Source organism: Mycobacteroides franklinii (assembly GCF_002013895.1).
Classification (GTDB): Bacteria; Actinomycetota; Actinomycetes; order Mycobacteriales; family Mycobacteriaceae; genus Mycobacterium; species Mycobacterium franklinii.
Window position 1 is genome coordinate 1 of sequence record NZ_MAFQ01000029.1, and the last position, 8,144, is coordinate 8,144.

The window sequence follows — 8,144 nt, forward strand, 5'->3', positions numbered from 1 at the left end:
ATCAGTTCCCGTTCGATGTCCGCCCACTCGGCATCGTCGTAGTCGCGACTGCGCAGGATATTGTCCTTGCCGGCCCGCCCGGCGGCGACGTGGAACACGTTTGACTCACGGCCACCGATACCCGCGGCGACCAGTGCGGCAACATGAGCATCCCCACGCTGCTCACGGAGCAGCGTGGCCGCATGCCATAACGCTGCCACCGGCTCATCGGGCCAGGCGAGGGTGGTGAGCGCTGCGTAGAGCGGGCGGCCGGAGGCCGACGCGGCGCGGGCCGCCTTGCCGAGTAGTTCGGCAGCGGTGCGCAGGTTTTCGTCATCGGTGAGGCCGTAGCGACGTAGCGCGGCCACGGCGCCGGACTGCCGGGCGATCAGGGCCTGTTCGGGACTGGCAGTATCCCAGGCACCCTCGAGCGATGTGGCCACCCGGAACGGGGCGAAGTTGTAGAAGATCGCCTCCACCACGCGGGGGGCGGCCTTGCCCAGGGGCGCGGAGCGGGTGGCGAAGTATCCACGCCAGAAGCCGCGGTAGCCGAGTTGGTCGATAGCGGTGCGTGCCTCCGGGGCGAAGTAGACGATGCCGTGCACCGGTTCGAATCGTTCGTAGAGGCGACGGGCCAGGGCTGCTGAACGTGCCATGGAATCAGTGAACCATGCACTGTTTCCAACCCGCTGCACTTGTCGGCAGGTGATCGTAGGGTTGTCCCATGGGATTGAGTGTGGATGAACGACAAGCATTTTTGGCCGAGCCCCATGTGGCGGCGATCTCCGTGAGTGCGGGGGCCGACCGCGCTCCGCTGACTGTGCCGATCTGGTACCACTACACCGCCGGGGGCGATCTCTGGATTCCGACGGGCAAGGGTTCGCGTAAGCATCAGCTGATCGAAGCCGCGGGCCGGGTGACGCTCATGGTCGATCGAGAACAACCGACGGTGCGCTACGTCAGCGTGGAGGGGCCGGTGACCAAGATCGTGCCTCTCGAACACGACCAGCATCGGCAGGTCGCCGCCCGGTACATCCCGGAGGAACTGCTGGACGGGTACCTCAAGTACTCCGAGGGATACGGCGAGCAGATCGCCGTCTATGTCTCGCCGGAGCACTGGCTCTCCGCGGATCTCGGCGGCCCGGAAAACTGGGGCTAAATCCCCGGTTGGTCACGGAGTCATCAGGGCATCGGGAAGTTCTCGGTTCCCGGATCGCCGACCGGTATCACCGGCAGCGTGAGCGTCGAGGGGTGTGCCGCATCGTGCAAGATGGTCTGCGTCGCGGTACGCAGCTCGGCGTTCTGTCCGAAGGGTGCGCCGGTGTTCGGGTTGGGCGCGTACTGCGGGAAGTCACTGCTGGAAATCTCCAGCCGGATGCGCTCGCCCGGGCGGAACTGGTAGCTCACCGGCCAGACGTCGATGCGGTACTTGTGCGGCTGCCCCGCGGGGATGAGCCGCTGCTCCGATAGCGACTGCGCCAGGGAGCTGCGGACAATGCCGTTGTTGAGGTTGACTGCCGCACCATCGGATTGCACGACAACGAGTTTCGCGGTGAAGTCGGTATCAGGGGCCGACGACGACGCCCACAGGTCCACACTGATCGGGCCGGTGACCTCGGTATCGGTGGTGAGGGGCTCGCTGGTGTACGTCAGCACGTCGGGGCGCTGTTCCACGGCGCCCTGGTCGTAGCGGCCTTCCGGGGCCGAATCGGCGGCGCAGCAGGAGTGCCCGCCGGCGCTGGGCACCGGGTTGGCCGGGTCGTAGAGATAGGTGTCGGGCGGGTCGTGCGGCGCGGACGAGTTGCGCAGCGTGCCGCTGTGCTTCGCGCCGGGGCCGCCGAGGTGGTAGACGGTCCAATCAGTCTGCGGCAACGGCCAGGCGGGCGCGCTCCTCCAGCGGTTGGCGCCCATCACGTAGTAGTCGACGCGGGGCGACTCGGGGGCGACACCGTTGTCGGCGCCCTTGAGGAAGTGATCGAACCAGGCCAGCTGCAGTTCGTTGACGGGGCTGTTGGCCTCGGGCCCCATTTCCTTCAGTAACGGTGACGGACTTGATGATTGGCGTCCCCAGGCCAGGTGATCCCACGGGCCGATGACGATGCGCTGATGCTGCCGCGCCTCCGGAGAGCCACCGCGGGCCGACATGCCGGCGAAGTTCTCCAGCCCTCCCCGCAGGAACGCGTCGTACCAGCCCTGGAAATGCAATACCGGAATCTTGACGTTCTGATACCGGTCCCGGATGCTCCAGCGTTTCCAATAGTCGTCCCGGGTCGAATGCCGAATCCAGTCGAAGTACCACGGTGCCACCTGCGGATTTCCCGGTTGCATGGGCGGAAGATCCTGATAGGGACGGAAATTGAGCCAGTGATCGCGTTCCGTCGCGGCGGCCTGCAGTTGAGCGACGGCCGCGGCATCACCCCGGTTCGTTGCCGCGGTGGTGGCGATCGTCCCGATGGCCCACGGCTGCACGAACCCGAGCCGGTACTCGCCGCCCTCGTACGTCCATCCGTCGTAGTAGTCGGAGGCAGTGTTGGAGGGGACGATGGTTGTCAGGTGCGGGGGAGTGGTGGTGGCGGCAAGCCATTGAGTCGCACCGACATACGACGAGCCGTACATGCCCACCTTGCCGGTGGAACCGGGTAGGCCTGCCGCCCACTCCACAGTGTCGTAGCCGTCGGTACCGTCATTGTCGAACTCGGTGAACACCCCATCCGAGGCGCCCTGACCACGTATGTCTTGTACCACCACGAGATAGCAGTGCGAGGCGAACCAATCGGGAGTGCGGAATCGCGACGGCTGGATCTGTGCGGTGTCCTTACCGTACTGGGTGCGCATCACGATGACCGGCACCGGGGCCTTGACTTTGGGGTGGTAGATGTCGGCCCGCAGGATCGTGCCGTCGCGCATGGTGGCCGGCACATCGATCTTCTTGGCAACCGCGCACGGTCCGCGGCCATCGGAGGGGGGCCATGAGGTGGAACCCGTGCCGTGGCCACATCCGGTGAGGACGAGGCTCAGCGTGGCGGCGAACATTCCCAGACGTCTGGCCGAACCTGCGATCACTCCGAAAGGGTACCGAGCCCCGGCTTTGGGTATCTCGCTGGCGGCCGCGGCAATCGCCGCAGTGGTGGGCGGATTGGCGTCCGTCAACGCGGCCGCGAAGTACGGTCTGCTCGAACAACCCTCCTGCGCTCCTCCCGCGTGGGGTGTTCGGCCCGGTGTGGGGGACGGTCTTGTGCGTGCTGATGCCGCGCGGCCTGATTGGTATGGCGTACGCGCCCACCGGTAGCGACGAGTGCACTGGCCGCCTACGGAATACAGCTGGTGTGGACCGCGTTCGCCGCATGCCTGAACTTCTCGGTTTGGCAGCTCAACGCCGTGTCCGCCTAGCGGGACCGCCGCGCTAACTCGTTTATCAGACCAGCGCCGGCGCTTCGTCCCGATGCGTGAGGGTATCGAGGAACTCGGTGGTGACGGCGGTACCGGCTGGACCCAACGCCTTGGGCGACAGTGGGTTCAATGCCTGCAGCACGAGCAGGTGCTCGCCCCAGCACGGTGTCAGTCCGGGCAACGGAGCGTGCGCGGCGGGCTTGTCCCCGGTACGTAGCGCGCTCACCACGGCCAGATGCGGCGCGTCGGCGTCACCAGTGAGCTCAAGAGCCGTCCAGCGCTCGGCCAGCGCGGCATTCCGGATGCTCTCCAGTGTTTCGGGCAGGTCGTCGTTCACGGTGACCCGATAGGTGGCCAGGTAGCCGTGATCGTCGATGACGCCGCGCGACCCTTCCTTGGCCTGTGCCGGCAGCGGAGTGTTCGGGCTCTCGGTGGCGTTGACCTGCCAGCCCAGTTCGCGCAGGTGATCGGAGAGTCGACGGGCTACCGTATCGGCGGTCTCGCGCAAGGGGATTCGTGGCGAGCGAGCCTGCAGCGCGGTGAGGTTGTCCGCGGCGCTCAGGGTCAGACTGACCCAGGTCTTGCTTGCCGCACCGTTGATATCGGCAGTCGTGACACGGATCGACGAGCACCGCACCCCGTAGCGATCCAGATATCCGGCGAGAAGGGCCACGGGCACATCCTCGCTGGAGGGAGACGCCGTCAGCTCCAGTGCCACGGTGCTGCGCGCGTCGACGCCCACGGCGACGATCGGCGCGGTGTCGGCGGGGGCACGTCCGGAGAACCTGCGGACCAGCATCTTCGTGAACCGTCCGAGGATGTCGGTGAGGAAGGTACCGCGCCACCACACCAACAGAACCAACGCCAGCACCCCAGCGGTGATCGCAATCCAGCGGTCCGCGGGGTCCCGGCGGTAGAGCGCAAAGGCACCGGCGGCGATCAGGGTCGCTACCAGCGTCAGGCGCAGCGTGTATGGCACCGGGGGGCGATACAGTTTCAACTTCTTACTCTCATTCGTATTCACTCAGTGCTCTCCTGTCTGCGACGCGCGCTGAGTGCGGCGACGACGATCACCGCGATCAGGCATACACCGGCGCCCAGGAAGGCGAGCCGCCGGGGAAGTGGGTTTTCCGGGGTGGGCGGGGGCGGCGGGACGACCGCGCGGGAGCCGGGTCCGCCCGGTGCGTTCCCGTCAGCGGGGACCTCCCAGGTGAGCGCGGCCACCGGATCTACGATTCCGGCTCCCACCAGATTGGACGGCGACCGGCCCGCGTCACGAGCCGTTCTTTTCAGCCGTGAGATAACTTGCGGGGCAGTCAATTCCGGGTATCGACTGCGCACCAGTGCTGCGACACCCGAGACGTAGGCCGTCGCATAGCTGGTCCCGAAGAGGGGCGTCGGTTTGCCGTTCTGGCCGATCATGGCGTTGGCAAGCCCGCCCTCGGCGTCGTTGGACAGCGAGGTCACGTTCTCGCCATTCGCCGCGATACCCACCCAGGGGCCGGCCATGGTGAACTTTGACGGGGTGCCGTCGATGCCCACCGAACCCACCGACAGCACGTATGGCTGCCACCAGGAGGGCGACGAAACCGACTCCACTCCTGACCAATTCCTGGGATCGGCGCCAGAACCGGAGAACGGGTTCTGCTGGCAGTTGGCGCTGCCGCCGTTGGTGTTGCCCGCGGCGGCGATGACGACCGCATCCTTCTCGGTGACGGCATACCGCAGTGCCGCACCGAGTGCTGCCTGGTCGATGGGCTTGGCGACGGGAACGCACTCGGCCGAGGAAATATTGATCACGCGTGCCCCGAGGTTCGCGGCGTGCACGATCGACCGGGCCAAGGTATTCACGTACTGGGCAGCACCGTTGGTGGTCGGATCGCCGCCTGCGGTGAGCCGTGGGGAGAACTTTGTCGACTCCTGGCGGATCGAGATCAGCTTGGCCGCCGGTGCGATGCCGGAGAATCCGTCAGGGCCGGGCTGGCCGCCGATGATGCCCGCGACCATGGTCCCGTGCCCGTCGCAGTCGGTGAGCCCGTTGGTGGACTGTACATAGTCGCCACCGCCTTCGACATGTAGTCGGGCGCTCGGCTGCACGCCGGTATCGATGATCGCGACGCTTTGACCCTCGCCGCGAGAGAAGCGCCACGCGTCCTCGAACTCCGGGGACGGCTTTCCGCTCGTGCCCGTACCCGGCATCAGCACCGTGGTGCTGCACGCGCCGGACTGCGTGCCCGCGGTCGCACTGGGGGCCGAATCTTTTGGCAGCGCAGCGGGATCAGCCACTGGAGGCGCCACCGCGTATGCGGCCGGAGCTGTCATGGGAGACAGCGCCAGCAGCATTGCGGTAACGGCGCCCACCGACATGAATCGGATCATCGGTTGAGAATCCAGGTGAACAGCCCGGTGAGGTACGCGATGACCGGCAACAACGAGGCGTCGATACCGGAAGCGAGGAATCCCAGGAGGCGTCGGCTGGGCAGCGAGTAGCTTTCTGCCTCACCGATCTTGGGGTTGAAGACGACGACTGTCACCGCGGCGACCAGGAGTGCCAGCACACCGAGGGCCGCCAGCGCACCGGTGTAGCGCTGTTCGATGGCGAAGATCGCCAGCAGTGTGGTCGTCACCAGGAACGGAACCGCGAGCAGCCAGGCCTTGCACACCGCCGAATCCCATACCCGGGCGCGCAGAGCCGCGCCTGCGCTGACCGCGACCACCAGGTACCAGGCCCACGGGCTTACCGGAGCAGATCCACCCACCACTGCAAGCGATCCCAGGATGGCCAAAAGCGAAGCGCCCGCGATGAATCCACTCTGGTGCGAGTCACTCAACTGGACACGTCGCGGCAGATCCTTGAGGACCGACATTGCCGGAGCGGAGGGGGTTGCGTCGCCGGGTGCGGGAATCGTCGGCAGCGGGAAGCGTGCGGCGAAGGCCGACAGTTGCGCGGCGCGCACGGTGACCAGCAATGCCACGATGATCAGCCCGCAGCCCAGGACGAACACGGAGGGGTGCCACAGGATCTGGGCGCCCGCCGCAGCCGCGATGCCAACGGAGAGCACGGTGGTCGCGGTGAAGAAGGCGATCAGCTGCCGCGCCACGATCAGGTAGATCAGCGACCACGCCGCCACTCCGGCGGCGCCAAGCAGAACGCGTGGTGCCAGTCCACCTCCCGGTACTGCCAGGGCGAGAGCGCCGGCAATCGGTGCCAGCGCGGTGACCGCCAACTCCGCGCCCAGACGGGGGGAGCGCACATGTGCCACCAACGCGCCGATCGCGGTGGCGATGGCTACCACTGCCAGGCCGGCGAGGCTCAACGACGACGCGGTGCGCACATTGTGCACGATGGCCAGAACTGTTGCCGCCACGATCAATCCGAGAACACCCACGCGGCCGACGCGGGCGATGTGCTCGGTGCCCCACGGGCGCTTGCGTGATTCGGAGAAGATGACCGCCGCATCCGCAATGTCCTCGACGATGCCGGGCGCGGCGGGTCCGACAGGGGTCGGGCGCAGCGTCAGCAGGTCGCCGTCGACGACTCCTACGGTGTCCAGGGTTGCGTCGGCACTGAACGGCGCGCCATTCACCGGCGCCAGGCTCAGCCGTTGCGGCGTCGTTGCCTCGGTGGCGTCGGGGGCCACCATGCGGTGAACCGCGGGAATGATGTCGCGCATCGGCAGCTGTGTCGGCAAAGCGACTTCTGTCAGCTTTTCGTCACCGAGCACGGCTACCCGGACGATGGGCATCACGGCGTTGTCAGACATGGTGTTTCGTTTGACTCTCTCGATAGGGGGTGGGGCTCAATGGGGGAACTAACTACAGGGAAAGCATCAGTCGAAGTCTCGGGTCAGTCGGGCATCGGGGAACCAGTGCCCGTTCGGGAGCGTGGCCGTCAACTGCTCGACGGCCACTGCGATCGCGAACGGGGTTCCGGGCGCGAAGGTGGACAGCCAGGTGCCGTCACCGGCGCGGTGCGGGCTGACGAGGATCCGCCCTGCGCTGGTATCGACCACGCTGATGCCTACCTCGGAGGTCTGTTGTGTTGCATTATCGCGTTGTCCGGCAACCACTTCGACGTAGTTCCGATTTCCGATGAACGCCGATTCCACCACATCCTGTGCGGCGGGTGGGACGCCCAGATATCCCATGACATCGGCAAGCGAGGCGCCGGCACGCAGTTGCTCGTCGGCTTTGGCGCCCACGTGCGTGGGCAGAGTGAACTCGGGGAAGCGCGCCGGTGCACGCCATCGCAATCCAGCCACCACACTGGGAACGAGCGCCGACGAGTCGTCGGCGTCGACCACGGTGAAGGTGATCAGATGCGCGTTGCGCAGGGATACCACGGTGTGTGTACGGCCTTGCGATTGCCTCTTCGCGATGATTCCGCGCATCACGTCCGGGTTCTCCGAACCTGCCGCGACATAGCGCAGTTCGAGCCAACGGTCCGGGCGACAGACGGTGCGGATCCATCCCGCCACCGCGGGATCCACTGTGCCGTCCGCGCCGAGAACACCGGCCCGGGTGAGTTCCTGAACGCGCTGAGCGTTGAACCCCGCGCGCTGTGCTTCATCCCGGAAGGGGACGGTGATCGCCAGTACCCAGGGAAAGGTGCCGGCGCTCAACATGTCTGCGAGGAACCAGGCCTGGTCAACCGTCAGCTCGACAGCATCCGGCGACCGGGTGGCCTGGTTCATCCCAGCATCGGGAACCACGGTTCCCTGGGCGTCTAAGCGCCCCACTTGGCTCCTTCGGCCATGTCGCGGGCGTTCATGGAG

General features: G+C 66.6%; 7 protein-coding genes and 1 pseudogene. 2 read left to right on the forward strand and 6 right to left on the reverse strand.

What is annotated here, in order from left to right; translation table 11 throughout:
• A partial coding sequence (locus B4393_RS26965) for an SCO6745 family protein (RefSeq protein WP_078336692.1) occupies positions 1 to 635 on the reverse strand: 635 nt, incomplete at its 3' end.
• Between the two features lie 68 nt (positions 636 to 703).
• Between B4393_RS26965 and B4393_RS26970 the strand changes: the two genes are divergently transcribed.
• Positions 704 to 1,138 carry a pyridoxamine 5'-phosphate oxidase family protein gene (locus tag B4393_RS26970; RefSeq protein WP_078336693.1) on the forward strand — a complete coding sequence of 145 codons (435 nt, stop codon included), beginning with the start codon at positions 704 to 706 and terminating at the stop codon, positions 1,136 to 1,138.
• A gap of 23 nt (positions 1,139 to 1,161) precedes the next feature.
• On the opposite strand, the gene B4393_RS26975 is transcribed toward B4393_RS26970, so the two are convergent.
• Positions 1,162 to 3,012, reverse strand: coding sequence for a CocE/NonD family hydrolase (locus B4393_RS26975; protein ID WP_078336694.1), 1,851 nt, complete (start codon positions 3,010 to 3,012; stop codon positions 1,162 to 1,164).
• Positions 3,013 to 3,022: 10 nt separating this feature from the next.
• On the opposite strand from B4393_RS26975, the pseudogene B4393_RS26980 reads away from it, so the two are divergent.
• Positions 3,023 to 3,369 (forward strand): annotated as a pseudogene (locus B4393_RS26980) (tryptophan-rich sensory protein).
• A gap of 25 nt (positions 3,370 to 3,394) precedes the next feature.
• On the opposite strand, the gene eccE reads toward B4393_RS26980, so the two are convergent.
• From eccE to B4393_RS27000, 4 genes are all read right to left on the reverse strand, one after another.
• Positions 3,395 to 4,393, reverse strand: a complete 999-nt coding sequence (eccE, locus tag B4393_RS26985; RefSeq protein ID WP_078336695.1) for a type VII secretion protein EccE — start codon at positions 4,391 to 4,393, stop codon at positions 3,395 to 3,397.
• The gene (gene mycP, locus B4393_RS26990) at positions 4,390 to 5,748 is read right to left on the reverse strand and encodes a type VII secretion-associated serine protease mycosin (RefSeq protein WP_078336696.1); all 1,359 of its coding nucleotides are present in this window, start codon (positions 5,746 to 5,748) and stop codon (positions 4,390 to 4,392) included. Before mycP ends, eccE begins: the two co-directional genes overlap by 4 nt.
• A complete protein-coding gene (gene eccD, locus B4393_RS26995; protein WP_078336697.1) occupies positions 5,745 to 7,133 on the reverse strand; it encodes a type VII secretion integral membrane protein EccD in 1,389 nt (462 codons plus the stop codon). The genes mycP and eccD overlap by 4 nt, the downstream gene beginning before the upstream one ends.
• A gap of 66 nt (positions 7,134 to 7,199) precedes the next feature.
• Entirely contained in the window at positions 7,200 to 8,063 is an 864-nt protein-coding gene (locus B4393_RS27000) for an ESX secretion-associated protein EspG (RefSeq protein ID WP_078336698.1), read from the reverse strand.
• Positions 8,064 to 8,144 lie beyond the last annotated feature (81 nt).

Excerpts from the sequence above, each read along its gene's own strand:
- B4393_RS26970 (WP_078336693.1), top strand. The coding sequence starts at position 704 with ATGGGATTGAGTGTGGATGAACGACAAGCATTTTTGGCCGAGCCCCAT.
- B4393_RS26975 (WP_078336694.1), bottom strand. The coding sequence starts at position 3,012 with ATGTTCGCCGCCACGCTGAGCCTCGTCCTCACCGGATGTGGCCACGGC.
- mycP (WP_078336696.1), bottom strand. The coding sequence starts at position 5,748 with ATGATCCGATTCATGTCGGTGGGCGCCGTTACCGCAATGCTGCTGGCG.
- eccD (WP_078336697.1), bottom strand. The coding sequence starts at position 7,133 with ATGTCTGACAACGCCGTGATGCCCATCGTCCGGGTAGCCGTGCTCGGT.
- B4393_RS27000 (WP_078336698.1), bottom strand. The coding sequence starts at position 8,063 with ATGAACCAGGCCACCCGGTCGCCGGATGCTGTCGAGCTGACGGTTGAC.